Below are 22,868 nucleotides of genomic sequence, written 5' to 3' on the forward strand. Positions count from 1 at the left end.
AAGTAGGACACCGCCAGACTCCCTATAGAAGAACCCGGTTGATTAGTCAGCCGGGTTTCTTACTTTAAGTACTGAGAATAAAACAGAAGAGAACAATACCGCAGCAGCCTAATGGCTGCTGCGATTATCTAGAGACTAGATTGATTACTTTATTACCTTAATAAATTCTAAGCTGGTTCTTATTCCGAATTTTGTAAGTTTTTTATAAACATTTCGTAGACTAATTTTACTAAATAGTGGTAATTCTGTAGATCTAGTCTTTTTAGTACTAGCAATGGCAAAAATAACTTCATACTCATTAGCATTAGGATTTTGACTAAAATTTTCTAAATCATTTAAATTATGTAAGCCATTTAGTTTACGATAAACTTTTTCACGAAATTTCTCGTCAAATAATAATAACTCAGCTGATATATACCCTTGTGAAAATAAATGATTTAGATTGCTAGAACCTCTATCATATTTTACATGAATAAGACGTTTGTCTATAGATGAATAAATATCACAAAATTCAACTTTACTATTTTGGCCTCCATGTATTATTAATTCTCTATCCATTAAATAGAAATCTTTATATTCATCGCAAATATAGCTGTTATATTTTTGTTCATTAAACCCATCTTCATCTCTATCGTTAATATCATATTCTGGTAAATTTAAATTTGCTTGAGGTATTTTAGATAAATCATTGTTTAATTCTTCATTAAAATTATGATCTATTTGATACCATTTTCCACTATTTAAAATGTAATTCTTCTTATTTAGATATGATTCACAATATATACATTTATATACTGACCATTGTTTTATATTTCCACTAGTTCCTTCCCATTCAATATAAATACTTCTTTTTTTGAATGTATCTATTGTTATATCTATTGATTTATTGTCGAGAAAAGATTTATAACTTTCATAATCGATGTCCATAAATAATGGACTTTGTTTTGATGGTGCATATCTGAATCCTTTAATGTTAGACCAATCAACTATATCCGGAATCACTAACAAGATATTATTTAAATTATCATTTCCTTTGAATTTCTGTACAAGTTGATCATTTAACTCATTAACTAATGAAATATCTCGAACTTCTTTTAAATTGTCAATCCAACCAAAATTTTCTTTATAAGTTTCTTTTTGATAAAGATTTTCAAGTTTTTCGAGAAAAGGCATTATTTTTTCAAGTGAAAAGGAAATATTTATTTTTAAAATATCTTTTCCATATAATCGTTTTCCCAAAAGGGTTTCATCATTGGGTTTACCTGTTACAGCTTTAATCAAATCTTGCTCAATATCAATGCCAAAGTTCGGTAGTGCTGTTTCTATATTGGTTTGACTTCGTTCTTGTCTCGTAATTCTATCTAAATGTTCACAATCTATACTACGTAATTTTTCAGCATCAATTGTATTTAAAGCTATACGTAGGCCAAAATTTTCTTCATAGCAATCATTTTGTAATAATGATTTTCCATATCCAAAAGTCAACGCAAAAAATCTATTTTTACTTTTAATTATAAAAACAGCTGACGCGCTTGAGTTCTTTAGTTCGTCCAGATCATCATCTATTACTGATGTAAATAAACTAACCCATTTAGGTGAATTTGGTTGAATAGATTTAAAATATAAATGACCTATACCAGAATTAAAAGGGATATCTCTATAAAAAATATTTTTATTGTTGTCGATAGCTTGTTCGGCTGATTCGATATTTTCTTTTAGCATTAAGATGCTTAGATTATACTTTTTCAAATCTACGTTCCTTTATAAATATTTATAATATTTAATATTTAGAATTTATTATTAATTCTAAATATGCATTTAAAAACTTATTTAAACAAATATAGATTATATGAAATCTAATTGTTAATTATTTTAAAATACACTTAGAACCAAGATAAATATTTTTTTAATTATTGATTGCAAATATTTGCTTTTGTATTAAAAATATAACATTTTAAGAATTCAATATTGAATTGAAAAGAATAGAAACAGTATATTTTAAATTAAATAAATATATGATTAATTTGCAGTTATTTCTAAAAAATTTACTTGATTACAATTGAACTTATTCTTTGTAAGGATATTATTATTATTTAAATAAAATTTTTTTATTGTTATAAATTTAGTTAGATGTATAAAGTAAAATCTTATATGTTATTCTTATTTATTCAAGTAATATACCTTACAAAAGTTATTGTTTATCTTATTCTCTTTAGTTGAAAATAATGAATCAGCAAGTTAGTCAGTTCTCATCTAATCAGTTATTTCTTTCGGTTATTTTAATGGTAGCAGGCGTACATCTGTGTAATGACCTAATTCAGTCGATGCTGACAGCTACTTATCCCTTACTGGAAGAAAAATATCAGTTAAGTTTTGCTCAGGTGGGTTGTATTAGTCTGGTATATCAGCTTACAGCTTCAATTTTACAGCCCGCAATCGGTTATTACACAGATAAGCATCCGAAACCTTATTTATTACCATTAGGTATGGTTTCAACGACGTTTGGCTTGTGCATGCTGGGTTTGGTCAGTCAATTCTATTTATTATTACTGGCCGCAGCATTTCTAGGAGTAGGATCATCTACTTTCCATCCTGAGGCATCCCGTGTTGCACGTAATGCTTCTGCTGGTCGGTTTGGTCTGGCTCAGTCGGCATTTCAGGTAGGCGGTAATCTGGGTTCATCACTTGGGCCGCTACTGGTGAGTTTGGTTGTGCTGAGATATAACCGGCAAAGTAATATTCTGTGGTTTATCGTTATTGGTGTAATTGCTATTTTGCTTTTGTGCCGCATCAGTGCATGGAGTGCTCGTCATCTGGCTGCAAATAGACACAAGGCAGCAGCAAATTGTATTTTACCTTATGATAAAAGTAAGACTGTTCTGGCCTTATTCATTCTTGCCGTATTAATTTTTTCTAAATTTTTTTATATGGCCAGTATGAGCAATTATTATAGCTTTTATCTAATTGAAAAATTTGCTCTAACTAAACAATCTGCAGTGTTATTTCTATTTTTATTTCTGGCCTGTGTGGCAATTGGTACGTTTGTCGGAGGTCCGGTAGGTGACCGTATTGGTCGGAAATATGTTATTTGGTTCTCTATTTTAGGTGCTGCACCTTTTACTCTGGCCTTACCTTATGCAAATCTTTGGGGTACGGCGCTGTTAAGCTGTGTGATTGGTTTAATTATATCTTCAGCTTTTTCGGCAATAGTGGTTTATGCTCAGGAGTTGATTCCCGGCCGCGTCGGGATGATTGCCGGTCTGTTTTTTGGATTTATGTTTGGGATGAGTGGAATTGCAGCAGCAGTTTTAGGATATGTAGCCGATAAAACCAGCTTACAACTTATTTTTAAATTCTGTTCTTTTTTGCCATTACTTGGAATACTGACAATTTTGTTACCGGATGTGGAGCGGTATAAACGCTAAAATACTCAAAGGCCATTGTTGATGGCCTTTTTATTGATATACGAAATCAGATTAAATGATTTTGAGTTGTTTTAAAGACAGTTTCAGGAAAGCATAAAAGATAGGCGCAAAAATCAATCCGATTACGCCAAATAAGCTTTCAGACAATACCATTGCAATCAGCAGTTCGCAAATGCCGGCGTGGATTTTGTTACCAATTATTTTGGCATTGAGTATATATTCGATTTTATGGATGATAATTAGATATAACAGGACAATTACTGCCATCCAGAATGAAATAGTAAATGCAACCAGACACATAATAGTATTGACTATGAGGTTGCCAATAATGGGGATCAGCCCAAGAACGAAAGTAGCCAGTATCAGGCTTTTGCTGAAAGGCAGATGAATACCGAATAAAGGTAATATGATAAGCAGGAAAATAGCAGTCAGAATGGTATTAAAAAAGGATATCACTACCTGTGAGAAGGCAACATATTGAAATACCAGTACCAGACGATTTAACCCCTCTTTGAGTGCCTGCATATAAATTGTTGATGAGGAATGGGTTTCAGTGATATTGCGTTTGTTCTGCTGATAGCCGGCAATCAAACCGATAATCATACCAATGATGATGATTAGCAATGAATGAAATAATTGCTTAACTACTGACTGAAGATATAGAACATGTTCTTTTATAAAGTTTAGTGCATTGGTTCGCAATTCAATCAGATTATCAGGAATATATTTATTTAGTTCTTTGGGCAGTGAGCTGGCAATGCTGTTAAATAAGCTTTGAATATGAGTAAGGGTTTGTTGCGGATCTTTGGCTACGCTAATTACCCAGCTAATCAGGTAACCAAAGCCGCTAATGAGTATTGCCATGATGAGCAGTGAAAGTAATAATACGGAAAAAAGTTTGGCTTTATTGCCCCAGCGATGCATTTTTTTGGCCAGAAAATCTTCAAGCTTCTGTGTCAGGGTATAGGTGAGTAAGCCGGAAATAACACCGGACATTAAGTGTATTTCCATAAATATGATAAAAAAGACAGAATACAATACTACAAAAAACAGTCCTATTTTTTGTTGCTCATCTAAAAGCATAATTTTTCCCGGGTTAATTTTTATAACAATAAAATTTTATTTCAGACAGAATTCATCTTGCTGGCTGTCTTGCTGCCAGCGATATTCGATTCTGGTTGCGATTTGTCGGGCAACGGTTTCTCCGGCCCTGTCTTGTACAAAGGCTAAAGCCATATCCATACCTGCACTAATACCTGAAGATGTGTAGTATTTCCCATCTGTAACCCATCTGGCTTTTTCTATCCATTGAGTTTGTAACGATGAAGTTTTTACCCATTCGAAAGAGAGTTTATTGGATGTTGCTCGTTTTCCATCAAGTAATCCTGATTTAGCCAGTAGGGCACTACCCGTACATACTGTTAATACATACCGGCTTTTTTGTGCCAATTGCTTTAGCTGGTTGATATAGTCAGCTTCGAGGATAAGTGTTCTGGCTCCTGTTCCACCAGGAATGAAAAGCGTATCGATTTCGGACTGCGGCATCGTGTTAAAACTTTCGGTAGCAATCTGTACACCATCTCGATTGCTTATTAAGCCACCATCACGGGAATAAAACTGCATTTTCCAGTCTGGAACTTTTCCAAATATTTCTACAGGTCCGAAAACATCAAGGGTTTCGAAATCAGGATATAGAATGATAGAGATGTGCATTATTTTTCCTTAGTGTAGACGGGTTGAAAAGATAAATTTCTGAATATTGTTTTGAATATGAGTAGCATATCATTTTTTCACTTCTCAGATGTTTATTTGTACTTGGATAGTGGAGTCTAAAATTAGGCAAATCCAAAAATATAGGATATGAATTTATCTAGATATAATTATAATTCAGATTATTTTTCAGTTAGATATGAACTTGTGAAGTATTCAAACTAAATCCGTGGATAATTCAGTTGTAAAAATATAAAAATGTTGTAATCAGAATAACTGGTAATGCTGAAATAAATTGAAAATGAGCTGACTGGCAGAGGTGAACTGAGAAAAGACGGGTGAAGAGTTTGAAGCTTATAAAATTGAGAATAACATTAAGCATACATGGATAATGGTTCTTCCAGTATTGCTTAAATTTAGCTGATGTAATTTGGTTTTATAAATGCAGAATTAAAAACATTTAGGCTGTGAGGTTTAATAAAAGGTCAGACTTTGCTGATGCTCTTCTGACCTTTTATTGAGCAATTATGGCTTAATTGTTTTCAATAATGCGGTTATTGAGTGGCTGAACCGGCCGGTTGTTATTTTTCGGCAGATAATGAGAAATTTCTTCGATTTCATCCTTGGACAGGGTAATCGGCTGACGGAATAAGATCCACGTTACCGGTTCACTGCATGGTGGAGTAGTCAGTGAACCGGTATAGCGATAGTAGCTGTGATTTTTCGGATAAATGTGTTCAGGGTTGAATAATATATCGGTATTTTCACTGCTATTTTTGGCAAGTTGTTTAAATACGGATAATTTTTCAAAGTAGGAATTTTCTTTGCCTTCCTGCACAAATACGGCAATGACAAGATTACTGTGATCAGCAGCCTGATGAACAAAATGTAATTCCAGCGGATAGCGGACACCATTAATCGTGTGCTCAGCCGGTTCATGAGCATGAAACTGAACCAGTTTGTATGTTTTGTTTTCGTAGCTAAATGTGCTGTTTGCATCAAAGTTAAACTGGAGTGAATGACCATTATCAATAATTTGCTTAATATCGGCATGTTGATAATTAAATTTCAGTGCTGGTAATTGCTTATTGTTTTTGCTGTCAAAAATATCAATAGGGGATTGAGTTTTGCCTGATGCACAAGTTTGTGCATCAGGCAGGTTACCCCAGTTTTCCGGTGCGTTATCACCTTGATAACCCCAGTGGGTTTGTTCCGCCATGGCTGAGGTAGCCAGACCAAGGCTAAGACATAAAGCTAAAATATTTTTTCTCATGATGCGGTTCATATGGGTTTATTATTTTTTAGTTTAGTCTTATTTGGTAAAGTTGGGTAGTATTTTTGTTGTTAGAATCTGATATATTGTTAATATATTAAATATTTTTTATATGGTATTCTATTTCTGGTTTAAATCATGGTGAATCTAAATTTCAAATTACCATCAATAGGAACTGAAATTTGTGATGGTGTTATATAAAAAACATCTATTAATTTGCTATCAAATAAAATATATAAATCAAGTTTGCGACAGTACTTACTGTTAAATGGTAAACGTAGTATATGTAGAACTCTTTAGATTAGTAAAATTAGTCTGATGCAGAACCTCAAAAAGTATTTTTGTATATCGCTAACTTTACTATTAAAAATCCATTCATCTTTTGAATAAGTATCTCCATCTGATATGAATTTTTTATATTCATCTTCAAAATCAATTAAAGCTACAATTTTGTATTTTCCTTCGTTATGTTTATATAATAATGCCCACCAATGGAGATGGGAATTATTATTTTGTATTTTGTGTAGTACGCCATTTTTTTGAAAATAAAAAATAGCTTCATCGTTCTTTATTAAATATGGTTTATTAATAGATTTAAGGTAATTAAAAACTAAGAAGGAGTAATAATTAGCGTCATCGGCCATAATATAGAAATCATCACCCATACTAGTTTTTAACTTATTAATTGTATTTTCACTGGGAGTGACTAATATAACTATATCTTTGTCAAAAATAATTTTTGTTTTTTTCTCGAATAGTATTAAATTATTTTGTCCTGCTAAAGCCGTGTGGAAAGAAAAAAATATTAAGCAGAAAAATATAAATAATGTTTTTTTCATAATAATTAAAGCCCCCCTTCTAATTGTTGATTTATCTGGATATGATAGCAATCATTTTCAATTAAAGTATGAACTGCTTAAGCTCTTATTTGAGCTAAAAATTGCTTAGAATCAGTTAATCCAGAATTGACATCATGCTAAACATATATAATTAGTTTATCATCAAAAAGTTAATTTTTATTGTAAATCTCTATTTATCAATTAATAATACATTTAAGTTTTTTCTACCTTTTGGCGTAATTGTCAATTCACGATTATTATCATTTTGTTTAAACCATTCTTGTTGTAGCATTGATTGAAGCAATAAAGTCCCTAATGGACCACCAATATGATCCCTATGCTCAGTAAAATCTATACAGCGCTTTCCAACACTAGCTGTATTAGATGCGTTGATTAATAGCTTATGTCCTTTAAAAAAATTTTTACCATGTTCAGTAACTATAAAAAAATTATCTTGTATAACAATAAATTCATTATTAATAAATGACTGCGTAAGTGCAACAGACCATGAACCGGCTAGATGTTTATAACATGTTCTTGCCTCTTTAAATTTTTCTTTAGTGTTAATATTGGATAAAAATAAACACTCTTTCGGAGGAATAATATTAAAAGTTGATTCAATAAACATTGCGGTATCTTGATTTTTTATTTCATAGTAATGGTGTTTACCACACTCTCTATGATGGATAAGATCAACATCTTCTAGTTTTTTTAAATGAAAACGAGTAGCCTGTGGCGACAGATTCAGTCGATTTGCTAACCATGAGGCTGAAAGAGCTCTGCCATTCATTAATTCAGTGATAATTATAACTCTACTGAAATCAGACATTGCGTCTGAAAATCGTATTAAATCCTTACAATATAATTTATTCACTCTTTAGAATCTCCATGAAAAATCTATGATTTTTTTATTATTATTCAATTTGAAATCAATTAAGCACAGCGAATTAATATACGCTTTTTAGCTAATTTGTTTAAATTTCTTTTTAAACATTATTCCTGAAAAGTAAATAAGCTAATCAGATATTTTCACCAATAAAAACAAGAGAGAAAAGATTTGAGTCAATATGAAAAATGGATATTTTATTATTGCAACTTTTGATGGTTGGTTGAGGGTGAAATTACTTTCTTCTGCAGGCAATTAGCTAATGGTGTAATCAAATTAAGACGGGGACTATAAATGACTAAAGTAGTAGATAGTTCTAAACCAATATATTCTATTTATATTACATGTTGTTTAGGATTATTCTTATCAACACTGGATACCGGTATTATAAACTTAGCTCTGAATACGTTTTCCATCGACTTTGGTGTTTCTTTGGAATATATCGGATTATCTGTTACTTTATATTTATTATTTTTAATTATTTTTCTTGTTCCTGGCGGTTGGCTTGGTGACTTTTGGGGGCAAAAAATAGCGTTAATAGCAGGTTTCGTGCTTTTTGGTCTAACCTCATTGATAGCTGGTTTTTCTGAGTCTGCAAATCAGCTTATTATAGCAAGATGCGGGCAAGGAATTGGTGCCGCGCTATTGCAGGCAAATTGCTTGGGGCTGGCTGGTTTACAATCATGTAAACAGAAAATAAGGTTAAATTCTTTCATAATGTTGGCGATAAGTTTAGGACCAATTTTAGGGCCTTCTTTCGGCGGTGTTATTTTAAAATTATGGGGATGGCAATTTTTGTTTCTAATTAATGTTCCATTGTGTATTGTGGGATGTTTTTTTAGTTTAAAAATAACTAAAGCAGTAAACACACTAAAAAGAGAGACTTTTGATTTAAAAGGAATGATACTTTTTTTTATAATGTTAGTGGCTTGTGTTTCTCTTATTTATTCTGATAATTTAAATCTGTTATTGATTGAAAAAAATTTTATTGGTATTTCTACTTTATTCATTTTTTTTATTTTTTTGAGAATAGAGTCAAAATGCTCCAATCCTTTTTTTCCTGTCAAATTATTATTCATCTCGTCAATTAGATACGTTTCAATTGGCAGTTTGATATTTGGGTTGACAGCGGGCATCATTTTTTCAGCGTCACCTCTCTTGTTTATTAGAGAAGCTGGTTATCCAATCGATTATATAGGATTAATCTGTACTGCCGCACCCATTGGCGTTATTTTAAGTGTGTTTGGCAGAAAAGTAATAAATTCAAGTTGTAATAAAATTATACTAATTTATGCTTTACCGCTTATGCTATTTGCTTTTGCCTTGCTTTTCTTTGTGAGTTTTAATATTGCAATTTTTAATTATGTTATAGCTGCTTTGTGCTATGGTTTAGGTGGCGGACTGTTTCAAGGTTCATTAATTCAGATAGCGATGGATCAAAAAAAAGATAAACAATCAACGATTGGAGGCTTATTAAGGCTTTTTCAAAATGGAGGAATTATTATTGGGTCAGCATGTTCTTTAATGTTATTAGAAGCAAAGATTTCGCCTTTAGAGAATATTTCTACCTATCAAAAATTATGGGGTATTACTTTTAGTGTACTCTCTATTATGTTTGTTTATTCATATGTCTCTTTATTTAGAATAAAAAAATAAATACAGTCTCATTTTTACTTATGTGGCTAACAATTCAAATAAATTCTTATTGAAGATAAATCATCATATGGAAAAATGCTCGAATGAGCCGATCAATTACGTTCAATTGAGCAGGATAAATGATTATATAAGAATGCGTTGGCAGAGATGGGCACTGGTAATAATGCCTTTGTGTATTACCCCGCCCGCAGATATTGTTAAATCACCCGTTATTACGTAAACGAACTTTGGTTATCGGTTGTTTGCTAAGTTGTTACATGCAACTGGCTGGAAAATAGGCTATTGTGTAGCAGCTGCTGTATTGATGACAGCGTTTCGCAAGGTTCATCAGTTTGATGTATTTGGTATCCATACGCCTATACTATATGCTATTGCTGTTTATCTGGCAGATGCTTCACATTATGAAAAGTTAGGCTGCTTTTTTCAGCAAAAATGCAATTTTATGCTGGCTGGTTTGCGTTATTCACGTTTTGAGGTTTATGTGCCTCAGGGAATATATTTTAGGGTACTCAATTACGGAGATGTCAGCACTGCGCCAGAAAATGAATTTGTGCGGAAATTGCTGATTACACATCGGGTAACTATGGTACTGCTGGCGGCATTTTATCATGATGGATTTAGCCAGTAGAATTATTGTGCACTGGGTAAAATAAATTTTGGCAGTAAAAAATTAGGGCAGATGATTTATCTGTCCTTTTTATTTATCAGTTAATGATAAAGCAGACTGGTGATAATCTGAATATATAACCAGCAGCCAAAGCAGATGAATGCACAGCCGCCAATGCGGTCGATAGCCAGACTCCAGTGCAAATAATTGCGTTTAATTATGGGTAAGGAAAACAGCCATATCATTAAGCATAAGGTCAGTAAAACCTGTACCAGTAAAATAAGCATAATCTCATATTTTAATGTGGGTTTATGTACATTAGCCATAGCCATGGACATAACGCTGCCCAGATAAAAAATGATTTTCGGATTAGACAAATTGGTAATCAGACCTTTCCAGAAAAAATGCTTTTCCTGTATTGGTGCAGTAATGGAATTATTCTGGGGTATAACTGTACGCAGCATCTGGTAGCCGCAATAGATTAAGTATGAACCGCCAGCCAGCATCAGGATATTCTGTAACCAGGGCAGCTGCTGCAATAAGGCGCTATAACCTTCAATAGTCAGTAATAACCAGAAAGCCACGCCTGTAGTAATGCCAAGTGCTACGCAAAATGCAGCCCAGCGTGAGTAATTCAGTGCGGTTTTGCTGATAAGCAGCATATCTGGCCCCGGAGATAGCTGTCCCAGAAGATTAAGCAAAACGATACTGGCAATCATGGATTGTGTTTGATTAAGCATAAACAGATTCAGAGTTAAAACGGCTATTTGTTACGACGTTTGGCACGCGGATGAGTACTGTCATAAATTTGTGCCAGATGATTGAAATCCAGCTTAGTGTATTGCTGGGTAGTGCTGATGGATTTATGCCCAAGCAGTTCCTGTACGGCGCGGATATCATGAGCATTTTGTAAAACATGGCTGGCAAAACTATGCCGCAGCATATGCGGTGACAAATGGCGGTCGCTGCCATGAGTAATTGACCAGACATTTAAACGGTTTTGAATTTGACGCGCACTCAGACGTGTGCCGCGCTGACTGGTAAAAACGGCATTTTCTCCCGCAATGGCATAACGGCAGGTCAGGTAGCGCCGTAAAGCATCAATACTTTTCTGACCCAAAGGAACCTGACGCTGTTTGTTCCCCTTGCCACTAACATGAACCCAGTTTTCATTCAGCATTAGGTGATGCAAGTCTAGCTGCACAAGTTCACTCAGACGTAAGCCACTGCCATACAGCAATTCGAAAATAGCCTGATCGCGCAGTGATAGTGTATCTTCGGCTGTGGGCTGGTCAAAAGTGTGATTTAGTTTTTCTGCCGGAACGGCTTTTGGCAGACGTGCCCCCGCTTTAGGAGCTTTAATGTTGTTAGTTGGGTTAGTTTCAATTTTTCCCTGACGTTGCAGGAAATTAAAATAGGCTCGCCACGTACTAAGCTTACGAGCCAGTGAGGCAGGCTTATCACCCATCCCGCTAAGTTTTTTCAATGCACCGACCAGATGCAACCGTGTAATGCTTTCAGCAGTAAGGTTATCGGGCAGAAGCCGGATGAGCTGAATCAGGTCACGAGTGTAGGCTGTGCAGGTTAAGGCAGACAGACCACGCTGCTGTAAGTGCTGAAAAAATTCATTCCAGAGTATCCAGTTGGGGGATGAAGTAGTCTGCATTTAATTACTCTGTGCAAGGAGATGACGAAAAGCCTCAGGTGTACGACTGATACGCTGGCGTTCATAATTAAAAAAAGCCATACCGGTTTTTACCATGGCAATAGCAGCACCATCGTTGACACGGGTTATACGGTACAAAATACTGAAACCGGTGTTGCTTAGTTCAGATATACCCAAATCAAAGTTTAATTCATCACCATAGAAGCTTTGTCCCTGAAATTGCAGAGCAGCATCAAGCATAATCAAACCGGTACCACCAATATCCATTTCACTAAAGCCGAACGAGGCCAGCAGGCGCAGCCGTGCTTCATGGCACAGGCGTAATACGGCATCATTGGCCAGATGATTGCCATAATTAATGTCACCGATATATACCTTGATTGTGGTATGAAACAGCCAGTGTTCGGGTGGTTCGATATGAATACGGCTCATGGGTTTTCCTTACTGGATTCAGGCTAGATGGTAGCAGTTTTTGAGGTATTCTGTAGCCGGCTGATGTTTGTATCAGGCAAATTTGTGCTAAGCTTTGCCAGTATTTCTTAGGTTGTATTGTTGTTTTTCAGTTTATTAACAAACGCAGTTATGGTTTGTCGGGCAGGGAGAATAACGATGTATCACAAAATTATGGTACCGGTAGATGAAAGTGCAGCTGCTATGCGAGCCTTGCAGGAAGCAATAATGCTGGCTAAATTATGTAATGCGGTTCTACGGGTAGTCAATGTTGTGGATCTGGCACAGTTTAGCTGGGGTGGTGTAGGAGCGCTGCCCTCTGAAGAAGTACGCAAAGCAGTTAATGCAGCAGGTAAAAAAGGTTTAGAGCAGGCAGAAAAACTACTTGAAGAATCCGGTATGCAGTATGAAATTGAAGTGCTGGAAAGTGCCGGTGATAAGGTGGCTGATATGCTGATTCAGGAAGCGACGGAACATAATGTTGATTTGCTGGTGATGGGTACTCACGGCTTCAGTGGTTTTATGCATATATTAATGGGCTCTGTGGCTGAAGGTGTGTTACGACAGTCTGATATTCCGGTGATGTTATTACGTGTACGTGATGATGACTGATTAACAATTTGTTATTTCTATTGAAATCTGGCAGGCAATGAGCTCAATTATTGCCTGCTATTTATTTATGTAAAGTATCAATTCCAATCAGGATGGATGATTTACTGGCGAAGATTCGGATTATGGTGCAGTGATTCGAGGGCAATATTAATAAAATTAGGGGCAATACTGGTAATATCTATATTATCTGGGTCAGTCAGCCATAAATTGGTTAATCCCATAAACAGGGCCTGAAAATACAGGGCGGCCTGCTGGATATTGATATTTGCGGGCAAAATATGCTGCTGACAGCACATATGAAATACAGCACACAGGTTTTGCCACCATAAATTTTGGTATTTTTGCAACAAAGCCACAATCGCATGGTTGTCAGCAGTGTGCTCACAATTCAAATGCAGGATATGACAGAATTTACGATAATTATTATCCGTAGCCATACGTTGAAACATGTGTTTTAGCGCCTGCATCAGATTGTTCAATGCGTCAGGAGAACTGGTGTCAATGTCATGCTGCAATTGGCTGCTCAGTTTACTGAAAACCTGTTGGAATAACGCATCGAATAAGTCTTCCTTATTTTTAAAATGCCAGTATAAAGCACCGCGAGTCACGCCGGCTGCGCTGGCAATTTCTTGCAGTGAAGCACGGCTGACACCGCGCCGGTAAAATATATCCAGTGCAGCAGCCATGAGAGCCTCTTTGGTTTGCAGGGCTTCTTCTTTGGTCTTGCGCATAATAAATTTCCGTTTATCTGTAAATTAAATTAGGCAAATCTGTATTTAATTCAGATTAGCACAAGATTTTTTGATTAAAATAACTTAAGTATTAAATTATTGCATCTGGTATACATACATTGTTGCATGTATAATGCGCAGCGTAAAGCTATTCTTATTTAATCGTCTGTTGTCGCATTGCTGGCTGCCTGATATTTAGATTTCGGCAGCCCTAAGTGTTGGCACCAGCGCTATTTTTGTCATATTTTTAGCACAGTATAGTAAAAAGTTATTTAATTTTTAAAGTATATATGCACATATTGAGGTGAATATGGGAACGAATCGAAAAGCAGATAAATGGCGCATCAGTGCGATAGTACTGGCAAGTGCGCTGGCATTAGCTGCATGTGGCAAAGGCGACAAAGCACCAGCACCACCTGCACCAATGGTTAGTGTACTGACTGTACATCCGGAAACGGTGACTGTAGATACCGAGCTGACTGGTCGTTTGAAGCCGATTCGCGAGTCACAAGTACGTGCCCGTGTGGCTGGTATTTTGCTGAAACGTCTGTTTACAGAAGGTACTTATGTTAAAGAAGGCCAACCACTGTTTCAGATCGACAATGCGCCTTATGTAGCTTCTTTGCAATCGGCACGTGCCAGCCTGGCAACCGCACAGGCTAATGCGGCGAAGGCTGATGCCGATATTGTCCGTTATCGCCCGCTGGTTGCAGCTAACGCAATCAGTAAACAGGAATTTGATCAGGCAATCGCACAACAGCGCCTGGCGCATGCACAGATTGACAGCGCACAGGCTGCAATTAAAAGCGCACAGATTAATGTTGGTTATGCCTATGTACGTGCTCCGATTTCAGGCCGTATTGGTAAGGCGCTGGTAACTGAAGGCGCTTTGGTCGGCCAGAATGATGTTACTCAGCTGGCGCTGATTCAGCAAACACATACTTTATATGTTGACCTGACCCAGACTGCCGCACAGGCAATGAAGATCCGTCAGGATATTGCTGCCGGTAAGATGAAAACCATCAATGGTGCCGTCGAAGTGGCCATCAAGCTTGATGACGGTAGTGAATATCCGCAAAAAGGTCGTTTACTGTTTACAGATATGACAGTAGATGAAGGTACCGGTGAAGTTAAAGTACGTGCCGAAATTCCTAATGATGATGATATGCTGCTGCCCGGACAGTTTGTACGTGTAGAGATTCCGCAGGCTGAAATTCAGAATGCCATCGTCTTGCCTCAGCAGGCAATAACCCGTGGTGCCAGTGGTGATACGGTTACGGTGGTTAATGCTGATGGCAGTCTGGCTGTGCGCAATGTAACCGTAGTACAGCAAAAAGGCACAAACTGGGTAATCAGCGGAGGTTTGCGTGCGGGAGATAAAGTAGCAATGGATGGTCTGGCACTAGTGCAGTTAACCGGTGCGAAGAAAGTACAGACTCAGCCGTGGAAACCTGCACCTGCTAATGGTGCGCCTATGCCTCAGGCTAAGGCTGCTTCTGCATCTGCACCTAAAGCTTCTGCGGCATCTGCCTCTCAGGCTCAGTAAGGAATCTGTAATATGTCACGATTTTTTATTAACCGACCGATTTTTGCATGGGTGGTGGCGCTGTTCATCATCATTGCCGGTATAGTGTGTATTACCAAGCTGCCTGTTGCCCAGTATCCGACAGTAGCTCCTCCTTCCATCAGCCTGACTATTTCCTATCCGGGTGCTGATGCCCAGACCATTGAAGATACTGTATTGTCACGTATCGAACGTGAAATGAACGGTCTGGAAAACCTGGAATACATGGAAGCAAAATCGTTATCCAACGGTACGGGTACATTAACCCTGACCTTCTACCCGGGTACTGATGATGATATTGCACAGATGAATGTGCAGAATGCGCTTTCACGAGCAGAACCGCGTTTGCCGGCTATGGTCAAACAGACTGGTGTACAGATTGCTAAATCACGGAGTAACTTCCTGATGGTAACCATGTATACCAGTGATAGTCCTAATCTGACCCCGGCAGATATGGCAGACTATGTGGTACGTAACATTCAGCCGGAATTACAGCGTATTGACGGTGTAGGTAATGTAATGGTGTTCAGTTCTGAACGCGCCATTCGTGTCTGGCTGGATTCAGACAAGCTGCGCAGTGTTAATCTGACCCCGGCAGCAGTTAATGCCGCAGTAGCTGCACAGAACCAGCAGATTTCTGCAGGTAGTCTGGGTGCTTTGCCTTCACCTGATAATATTCAGACTACAGCGACTATCATTGTCCCAGGTCAGCTGAAAACAGTTGAACAGTTTGAAAATATTATTGTTAAAGCCAATACCGATGGTTCACTGGTACGTCTGAAAGATGTTGCTCGTGTAGAGCTGGGTAAACAGGATTACTCTACTGGTGCCCGTTTGAATGGTAAAGACGTGGTGGGTGCAGGTATTCAGCTGACGACTAAAGGTAACGCACTGGCTACAGCCAATGCAGTTAAGGCTAAGCTGGCCGATTTGCAAAAATATTTCCCTGCCGGCATGAGCTGGTCTGCACCATATGACAGCTCCACTTTCGTTAGTATTTCCATTGAAAAAGTGGTACATACTCTGGTAGAAGCGATTGTACTGGTATTCCTTGTTATGCTGGTATTCCTGCAAAACATTCGCTATACCCTGATTCCGACGATTGTGGTACCGATTGCTTTGCTGGGTGCTTTTACCATCATGTACTTTGCCGGTCTGTCGATTAACGTACTGACCATGTTTGCCATGGTACTGGTAATCGGTATTGTGGTCGATGATGCCATTGTGGTGGTGGAAAACGTAGAACGTATCATGGCCGATGAACATTTGCCGCCAAAGCCTGCTACAGAAAAGGCTATGGGGCAGATTTCCGGCGCTGTAGTCGGTATTACAGTGGTACTGATTACCGTATTTATCCCGATGGCGTTCTTCTCCGGTTCTACTGGTAATATTTACCGTCAGTTCTCTATTGTGATGTCGGTAGCCATTTTCTTCTCTGCTTTTCTGGCATTGTCGCTGACACCGGCCTTGTGTGCTACTTTGCTTAAACCAGTTAACGAACATGAAGCGGAGAAAAAGGGTTTTTATGGCTGGTTTAACCGCAAATTTACCAGCGGTGCCAAAAAATACGAATCCAAAGTGGCTTATGTACTGCATCGCAGCGTACGTATGTTTATCATCTATGCTGCTATCACAGCCTGTGCGTTGTTAGTAATGGTACGTCTGCCGACTTCATTCCTGCCTGAGGAAGATCAGGGTTATTCCATTGCTTTGATTCAGTTGCCGCCGGGTGCGACTCAGCATCGTACCCTGGATACTTTCAAGAAGATGGAAGAATTCACTCTTCATCAGCCTGAAGTGAAAAACATGGTATCCGTACTGGGCTTCAGTATGACCGGTCAGGGGCAGAACGTTGGTCTGAGCTTCCTTGTACTGAAAGACTGGTCAGAACGTAGTGGTGCAGAACACAGTGCCAATTCACTGGCTAACCGCATTACCGGTGCTATGATGGGTTCAGTACGTGATGGTTATATCTTTGCTCTGGTACCGCCATCCATTCCTGAACTGGGTACCAGTACCGGCTTTAGCTTCCGACTGCAAGACCGTGGCGGTAAAGGTCATGAGGCATTACTGGCCGCGCGTAATCAGCTGCTAGGTATGGCGCGTGAAAGTAAAGTGCTGACACAGGTACGTCCGGACGGCATGGAAGATGAACCGCAATTGCAGATTGATATCGACCGCGATGCAGCTAATGCACAAGGCGTGTCATTCGGTGATATTTCTACTGTATTAAGTACTGCTCTGGGTTCCAACTACGTTAACGACTTCCCGAATAAAGGACGTATGCAGCGCGTAATTGTACAGGCAGATGTGGCTTCCCGTATGACACCTGAAGACCTGAGCAAGCTTACCGTTAATAATGCACAGGGACAGCCAGTACCATTATCCGGCATCATGAAGACACGCTGGATTACCGGCCCGGCACAAACTGTCCGCTACAATGGCTATACCGCTATGGCGATTACCGGTAATGCTGCTCCGGGATACAGTACTGGTGATGCCATGAATGAAATGGAAAAAATTGCCAGCAAGCTGCCGGATGGTTTTGGCTATGAATGGACAGGTCTGTCTAAAGAGGAAAAAGATGCGGGTAACCAGTCTACCATCCTCTATATGTTCTCACTGCTGGCTGTATTCCTGTGTCTGGCCGCACTATATGAAAGCTGGACAATTCCATTATCCGTAATGCTGGTAGTACCGCTGGGTCTGCTTGGTGTCGTGCTGGGTACATGGATGCGCGGTATGGAGAACGACGTTTATTTTCAGGTGGGGTTAATTACCGTAATTGGTCTGAGTGCTAAAAACGCCATTCTGATTGTGGAGTTTGCCAAGGAGTTGCAAGAGCAGGGTAAAAGTCCGCTTGAAGCTGCACTGGCTGCCGCTCACCTGCGTTTCCGTCCGATTCTGATGACATCCATTGCGTTCATTATGGGTGTAGTGCCTCTGTACTTTGCCAGTGGTGCCTCTTCTGCGAGTCAGCGAGCCATTGGTACCAGCGTATTGTGGGGAATGTTAGTGGGTACCTGTCTGGCTCTGTTCTTTGTACCTGTATTCTATTCAACCGTACGCAGTCTGTTCAGCAGGAAAAAGAACGACAAAAATGGCGGTACTCCTGACAATGACAAAAATCTGCCGATGACAGTAAACAGTGATGGCAGTGTCAGTGTGCAGTCTGCCAATCAGACAGACAAAGAGGATAAAGCATGAAACACATAGTGAAACCTACTCTGCTGGCTGTATTAGTTGCCGGAGTAGTGTCTGCCTGTTCGATGGCACCCCGCTATCATCAGCCGAAAGTAGAGCTGGCAGAAACCTTTCCAGGTGCAGCAGCCAATGACCGGTATGCCGGTTCAGTGGCTGCCGCCAATCTCGGCTGGCAGGACTACTTCGCTGATGAGCGTTTGAAACAGATTATCAATCTGGCTTTAATTAATAACCGTGATTTGCGTGTGGCCGCATTAAACGTGGAAGCGGTTCGGGCTCAGTATGCTATTCAGCGCGCAGACCGCCTGCCTGCATTAGGTGCGACAGGTAATGGCGGACGTTCGCGTGTTGCGCAGGACTTAAGCGCTATGCGTGATGCTACGGGTCAGCAAACCAGCTATATTGCAGAATCATATAATGTCGGTTTAGGTGTAACCGCATTTGAGCTGGATTTATTCGGACGGGTTAAAAGCCTGTCTGATGCGGCTCTGAATCAGTATTTCCAGCAAAAGCAGGTGCGCGACTCTACCCAGATCAGCCTGATTGCCAGCGTGGCCAAAGCCTACTTTGCTGAGCGTATTGCTCAGGCACAAATGGACTTATCCAGCCGTGTATTAAAATCACGTGAAGAAAGCAAGCGTCTGACTGATCTGCAATTCAAATCCGGTGTGATTTCACAGGTGCAGGTAGATGTAGCAGAAGCACAAATCGAAACAGCCCGTGCCGATTATGCTGCGGCTAAACAGGCGCGTGAACAGGCGCACAATGCCTTAACTTTGCTGGTGGGTAAACCATTGCCGGACGATTTACCGGCAGCAGCACCACTGAGCCGCCAGTTTGTGAATGTGGAGCTGCCGGCCGGCTTGCCGTCGACCATCTTGTATCAGCGGCCGGATGTACGTGCAGCTGAGTTTGCGCTTAAATCTGCTAATGCCAACATCGGTGCGGCACGGGCAGCATTTTTCCCGCGCATCAGCCTGACCGGCAGTATTGGCTCCGGCAGCAACGATATTGGTCATCTCTTCAATGGTCCGAACCGTACATGGAGCTTTACGCCACAGATTACCCTGCCGATTTTCACATGGGGGCAAAACAAAGGTAATCTGGATCTGGCAACAGCGCGTAAAAACATTGCTGTAGCCCAGTATGAGCAAACTGTACAGGCTGCTTTCCGTGATGTGGCCGATGCACTGGTGGCGCGTGATTCCCTTAAAAAGCAGTATGAGGCAAAATCACGTGGTGAACAGGCACAAACTAATCGCTACAAGCTCACACAGTTACGGTATAAACACGGCATAGCCAGCTCACTGGAACAGCTGGACGCAGAACGTGACAGTTATGCAGCACAGCAGGCATTACTCAATACACAGCAGACTCTGCTGGAAAACCGTGCCGATCTTTATAAAGCACTGGGTGGCGGCCTGAATCAGCAAACGGTCACACCTGCAGAAAACACTAGCGTTACCACGACAACTACTACCACAACCACAGTGCGGTAATTGTCTGAAATCCGGATGGCAGTATTACTCTGCCATCCGTCTGACGACATAAGCAGCTTACTGAAAATACAGTGCAGGCAGTAACCTGAACCGGTAATCAGCCTGTATCAGATCTGTACTTACTACAGTTTGCCTGATTCAACAGCAACATTTTCAGCTATTCATGTCATACAAAATGATTTAACCCTTGAATAGATTCCGCTTTTCATGGTATAAATCGCGTTTTACAAAATTATTAGAAGTTTGGAGTTAACCATGGCACGTGTATGTAAAGTGACCGGTAAGCGCCCGATGAGTGGCAACAACGTGTCACACGCCAACAATAAAACCAAACGCCGTTTCTTGCCTAATCTGCAATCACGTCGTTTCTGGGTTGAAAGTGAAAACCGTTGGGTACGCCTGCGCGTTTCTAACGCCGCCTTGCGTACAATCGACAAGGTAGGTATCGATGTAGTATTGGCCGACCTGCGCGCTCGCGGTGAAGCTTAATCATATTGTGATTTAAGGATAGAGCAATGCGCGACAAAATTAAACTGGAATCTTCTGCTGGTACTGGTCACTTTTATACCACTACCAAAAATAAACGTACCATGTCCGGTAAATTTGAAATCAAAAAATTCGATCCGGTAGTGCGTAAACATGTACTGTACAAAGAAACCAAACTGAAATAATTATTTCTTACTGGTTTAAAAAACCTGAGCAGTTTATTGCTCAGGTTTTTTTATTACAAATAATCAAAATCAGATTATCTTTGCCGGTAAAGATTAAATAATCAAACAATGGATAACAACATGCCTGAAATCCTGGAAACATTACAACACCGAATCGAAGAGTTGGAAATTGAAAGTGCGCTACAGTCGGAAACTATCCAGAGCCTGAGTGATACCATAGCACGAATTCAGCAAACTCTGGATTTACAGCAGGCACAACTGCGTCTGCTTTACCAGCGCCTGCCAGACAAGATAGAAAATGGTAACGAACCATTTAATCCGGCTAATGAAATTCCGCCCCATTATTGATTAATTTTGTCCGGAATATTACAAAGCAGAAAATTTTAATTTCAGATGTACGGTATTTTGATTAATTGGAAATCTGATTAATATGAATGTTGAAGCAGAGTTTTAAATAAACAATTTTTTATAGAGAATAATCAATCATATAATTTCTAGTGTTGTTTTAAAATTTAAATTTATTTTTAATAGAAATAATATTCTATATGAATATTATTAAACTTTCCCATCAGTTATCCTGACGGGAAAGTCATGCTAAAATATTTAGTAGCTTTTATCCAGCCCCATTTGCCAGAAATCAGCTTCTAATTGCGTCGCTTTAGTAAAAATTTTGGTCAGTTGCTGAAAGCGCTGTGAATCAATATCGGCTAAACGCTGATTAATCCAGTCAATTTCTTCCTGCATAGCAATCTGAAATTCATCATTTGCGTACATTTCTACCCAGCTTTGATAAGGGTTATTAATTGTTTGATACCATGGCTGATCTTTAAGCCAGCAGGCAATAATTCCATATCCGATTAAGCATGGTGCCAGTGCAACATGTAAATCCAGTAATTCCCCCTGTTGTCCGGCATCGAGTATATAGCGTGAATATGCAATATTTGCTTTGGCTTCGGGCAGAGTACTAAGTTCCTGTTCACTTATGCCCCATTCCTTACAATACTGTATATGTAATTCCAGCTCAGTATCCATAATAGCCTTGAGACCTGCTAATGCTTTGCGTATTTCAAATACATCATGGCTTTTATATACCGCGAGTCCCCATGCACGCGCAAACTGAATTAAAAAAAGATAATCCTGTTTTAAATAATGCTGAAAACACGATTTATCTAATATTCCTTTACCCAGCTGGCGGATAAAATCATGCTGAATATAGCGGTTCCATTCATCCTGACAGGCTTCTGTGAGTGATTGAAATGAAGGCATAAAAGCTCCTTTAATAAATAATATATTAAAGAGTAACAAAACAGACTTATTATTCAAAAAAAGTGTGTTTTATACTCCCTTCGGCGGTACTAACCGCATCAGGTTCTACGGGTGTAATCTCAGCCAGCGGCACCCCGGATAAATTAATCGGTAAAGGTTAAAAGAAAGTCAGACAACTAGCAGAAAAAAATTGAACCAGCTATAAGATGTACTGACAACAATAGTATACAGTTGTTTTCAATAAATATATATTGAATAAATTTATCTGCTTACTATTTATTATCGTTTATGTAGCTGATTATTTTTCTGTTGTAAATAACTGCAGCTTTATTCTGGCTTTGGCAATTTTTATATAATTTGATATTAAAGAACCACGCTCCGGTAATTTTATTTTGCCTCTGATTTCGTATACAGTTATCCGGATATGATTATTTTGTTTGTTATATTCTATTTTTGCGTTTACATGGTTTAAATTTTCCCAGTTTAAATTCTGGATTGAGATAAAGATTTAGCTTTTTGTACATCTTATCAGTTATTTCAAAGGTGTTTACTTGCTCATATGGAATGGTTTTATCAAAGCAGGGAAGAATCAATACTTGTGATTTTATGGTAAATAATGCTGAACCGATGCCTTTATACATTTTGTAACATCTGAATAAATAGAAAGCAATGATTATTGAGAGGGTAATGACAGTTATCAGCCATTCTGAATCATGTGCTTTATCAGTTGTAATACAAGCATGTATTATTAAGATAAACAGACCAGCCAGCAGGGATCGCATAAGTAATCTGATAATTCCACCCGGTTT

At 38.7% G+C, this 22,868-nt stretch carries 22 protein-coding genes and 1 riboswitch; of the genes, 10 read left to right on the forward strand and 12 right to left on the reverse strand.

The genetic code is table 11. From position 1 onward, the window contains the following. Nucleotides 1-144: 144 nt before the first annotated feature. Nucleotides 145-1,749, reverse strand: coding sequence for a DUF6119 family protein (locus H3U73_RS09255; RefSeq protein WP_084549694.1), 1,605 nt, complete (start codon nt 1,747-1,749; stop codon nt 145-147). A gap of 476 nt (nt 1,750-2,225) precedes the next feature. Here H3U73_RS09255 and H3U73_RS09260 point away from each other — a divergent pair, with 476 nt between their 5' ends. Beyond that, on the forward strand, nt 2,226-3,425 hold the full coding sequence (locus tag H3U73_RS09260) for an MFS transporter (protein WP_198190450.1): 1,200 nt from the start codon (nt 2,226-2,228) through the stop codon (nt 3,423-3,425). 51 nt (nt 3,426-3,476) lie between these two features. Here the strand turns inward: H3U73_RS09260 and H3U73_RS09265 are convergent, their stop codons facing one another. The 5 genes from H3U73_RS09265 to H3U73_RS09285 form a co-directional block, all read right to left on the reverse strand. Further along, nucleotides 3,477-4,508 carry an AI-2E family transporter gene (locus H3U73_RS09265; protein WP_041879928.1) on the reverse strand — a complete coding sequence of 344 codons (1,032 nt, stop codon included), beginning with the start codon at nt 4,506-4,508 and terminating at the stop codon, nt 3,477-3,479. A gap of 36 nt (nt 4,509-4,544) precedes the next feature. Beyond that, complete coding sequence (locus H3U73_RS09270; protein WP_084552699.1) at nt 4,545-5,138, reverse strand: DJ-1/PfpI family protein; 594 nt, start codon at nt 5,136-5,138, stop codon at nt 4,545-4,547. Between the two features lie 529 nt (nt 5,139-5,667). Next, entirely contained in the window at nt 5,668-6,408 is a 741-nt protein-coding gene (locus H3U73_RS09275; RefSeq protein WP_037393121.1) for a carbonic anhydrase, read from the reverse strand. Nucleotides 6,409-6,704: 296 nt separating this feature from the next. Then, entirely contained in the window at nt 6,705-7,247 is a 543-nt protein-coding gene (locus H3U73_RS09280; RefSeq protein WP_084547615.1) for a hypothetical protein, read from the reverse strand. A 190-nt stretch (nt 7,248-7,437) separates the two neighbouring features. Next, nucleotides 7,438-8,121, reverse strand: coding sequence for a winged helix-turn-helix domain-containing protein (locus tag H3U73_RS09285; protein WP_198190451.1), 684 nt, complete (start codon nt 8,119-8,121; stop codon nt 7,438-7,440). A gap of 306 nt (nt 8,122-8,427) precedes the next feature. Here H3U73_RS09285 and H3U73_RS09290 point away from each other — a divergent pair, with 306 nt between their 5' ends. Both H3U73_RS09290 and H3U73_RS09295 read left to right on the forward strand, forming a co-directional pair. Further along, nucleotides 8,428-9,789 (forward strand): MFS transporter, encoded by a 1,362-nt coding sequence (locus H3U73_RS09290; RefSeq protein WP_198190452.1) that lies wholly within the window; start codon nt 8,428-8,430, stop codon nt 9,787-9,789. A gap of 250 nt (nt 9,790-10,039) precedes the next feature. Next, complete coding sequence (locus H3U73_RS09295; protein WP_180296339.1) at nt 10,040-10,417, forward strand: aminotransferase class I/II-fold pyridoxal phosphate-dependent enzyme; 378 nt, start codon at nt 10,040-10,042, stop codon at nt 10,415-10,417. An 80-nt stretch (nt 10,418-10,497) separates the two neighbouring features. On the opposite strand, the gene H3U73_RS09300 is transcribed toward H3U73_RS09295, so the two are convergent. The 3 genes from H3U73_RS09300 to H3U73_RS09310 are packed head-to-tail and all read right to left on the reverse strand — an operon-like array spanning nt 10,498 to nt 12,494. After that, the gene (locus H3U73_RS09300; protein WP_037476080.1) at nt 10,498-11,136 is read right to left on the reverse strand and encodes a LysE family transporter; all 639 of its coding nucleotides are present in this window, start codon (nt 11,134-11,136) and stop codon (nt 10,498-10,500) included. 23 nt (nt 11,137-11,159) lie between these two features. Beyond that, a complete protein-coding gene (locus H3U73_RS09305) occupies nt 11,160-12,062 on the reverse strand; it encodes a tyrosine-type recombinase/integrase (RefSeq protein ID WP_198190453.1) in 903 nt (300 codons plus the stop codon). Beyond that, a complete protein-coding gene (locus H3U73_RS09310) occupies nt 12,063-12,494 on the reverse strand; it encodes a thioesterase family protein (protein WP_100125989.1) in 432 nt (143 codons plus the stop codon). It lies immediately after the preceding gene. 177 nt (nt 12,495-12,671) lie between these two features. On the opposite strand from H3U73_RS09310, the gene H3U73_RS09315 reads away from it, so the two are divergent. Then, complete coding sequence (locus tag H3U73_RS09315; protein ID WP_025329829.1) at nt 12,672-13,124, forward strand: universal stress protein; 453 nt, start codon at nt 12,672-12,674, stop codon at nt 13,122-13,124. Between the two features lie 101 nt (nt 13,125-13,225). On the opposite strand, the gene H3U73_RS09320 is transcribed toward H3U73_RS09315, so the two are convergent. Further along, complete coding sequence (locus H3U73_RS09320; RefSeq protein WP_041879958.1) at nt 13,226-13,855, reverse strand: TetR family transcriptional regulator; 630 nt, start codon at nt 13,853-13,855, stop codon at nt 13,226-13,228. Between the two features lie 310 nt (nt 13,856-14,165). Between H3U73_RS09320 and H3U73_RS09325 the strand changes: the two genes are divergently transcribed. The 6 genes from H3U73_RS09325 to H3U73_RS09350 all read left to right on the forward strand — a co-directional run bounded on the left by H3U73_RS09325 (nt 14,166) and on the right by H3U73_RS09350 (nt 21,141). Continuing rightward, a complete protein-coding gene (locus H3U73_RS09325; protein WP_100125991.1) occupies nt 14,166-15,401 on the forward strand; it encodes an efflux RND transporter periplasmic adaptor subunit in 1,236 nt (411 codons plus the stop codon). A gap of 12 nt (nt 15,402-15,413) precedes the next feature. Further along, nucleotides 15,414-18,626, forward strand: coding sequence for an efflux RND transporter permease subunit (locus H3U73_RS09330; RefSeq protein WP_078475051.1), 3,213 nt, complete (start codon nt 15,414-15,416; stop codon nt 18,624-18,626). Further along, nucleotides 18,623-20,122, forward strand: coding sequence for an efflux transporter outer membrane subunit (locus H3U73_RS09335; protein WP_198190454.1), 1,500 nt, complete (start codon nt 18,623-18,625; stop codon nt 20,120-20,122). The genes H3U73_RS09330 and H3U73_RS09335 overlap by 4 nt, the downstream gene beginning before the upstream one ends. A gap of 255 nt (nt 20,123-20,377) precedes the next feature. Further along, nucleotides 20,378-20,611: a 50S ribosomal protein L28 gene (gene rpmB / locus H3U73_RS09340; protein ID WP_002216391.1), complete on the forward strand. Its 234-nt coding sequence runs from the start codon at nt 20,378-20,380 to the stop codon at nt 20,609-20,611. Between the two features lie 26 nt (nt 20,612-20,637). Then, complete coding sequence (gene rpmG, locus H3U73_RS09345; RefSeq protein WP_025329834.1) at nt 20,638-20,793, forward strand: 50S ribosomal protein L33; 156 nt, start codon at nt 20,638-20,640, stop codon at nt 20,791-20,793. Nucleotides 20,794-20,913: 120 nt separating this feature from the next. Further along, entirely contained in the window at nt 20,914-21,141 is a 228-nt protein-coding gene (locus tag H3U73_RS09350) for a SlyX family protein (protein WP_084551511.1), read from the forward strand. A gap of 255 nt (nt 21,142-21,396) precedes the next feature. Here H3U73_RS09350 and tenA read toward each other — a convergent pair whose 3' ends face one another. Then, nucleotides 21,397-22,059 carry a thiaminase II gene (tenA, locus tag H3U73_RS09355; protein WP_084551512.1) on the reverse strand — a complete coding sequence of 221 codons (663 nt, stop codon included), beginning with the start codon at nt 22,057-22,059 and terminating at the stop codon, nt 21,397-21,399. Nucleotides 22,060-22,116: 57 nt separating this feature from the next. Then, nucleotides 22,117-22,206: riboswitch (TPP riboswitch) on the reverse strand. A 293-nt stretch (nt 22,207-22,499) separates the two neighbouring features. Continuing rightward, nucleotides 22,500-22,841: a hypothetical protein gene (locus H3U73_RS09360; protein ID WP_084551513.1), complete on the reverse strand. Its 342-nt coding sequence runs from the start codon at nt 22,839-22,841 to the stop codon at nt 22,500-22,502. Between the last annotated feature and the right edge of the window lie 27 nt (nt 22,842-22,868).

It is taken from the genome of Snodgrassella sp. W8124 (genome assembly GCF_016100875.1).
Classification (GTDB): Bacteria; Pseudomonadota; Gammaproteobacteria; order Burkholderiales; family Neisseriaceae; genus Snodgrassella; species Snodgrassella alvi.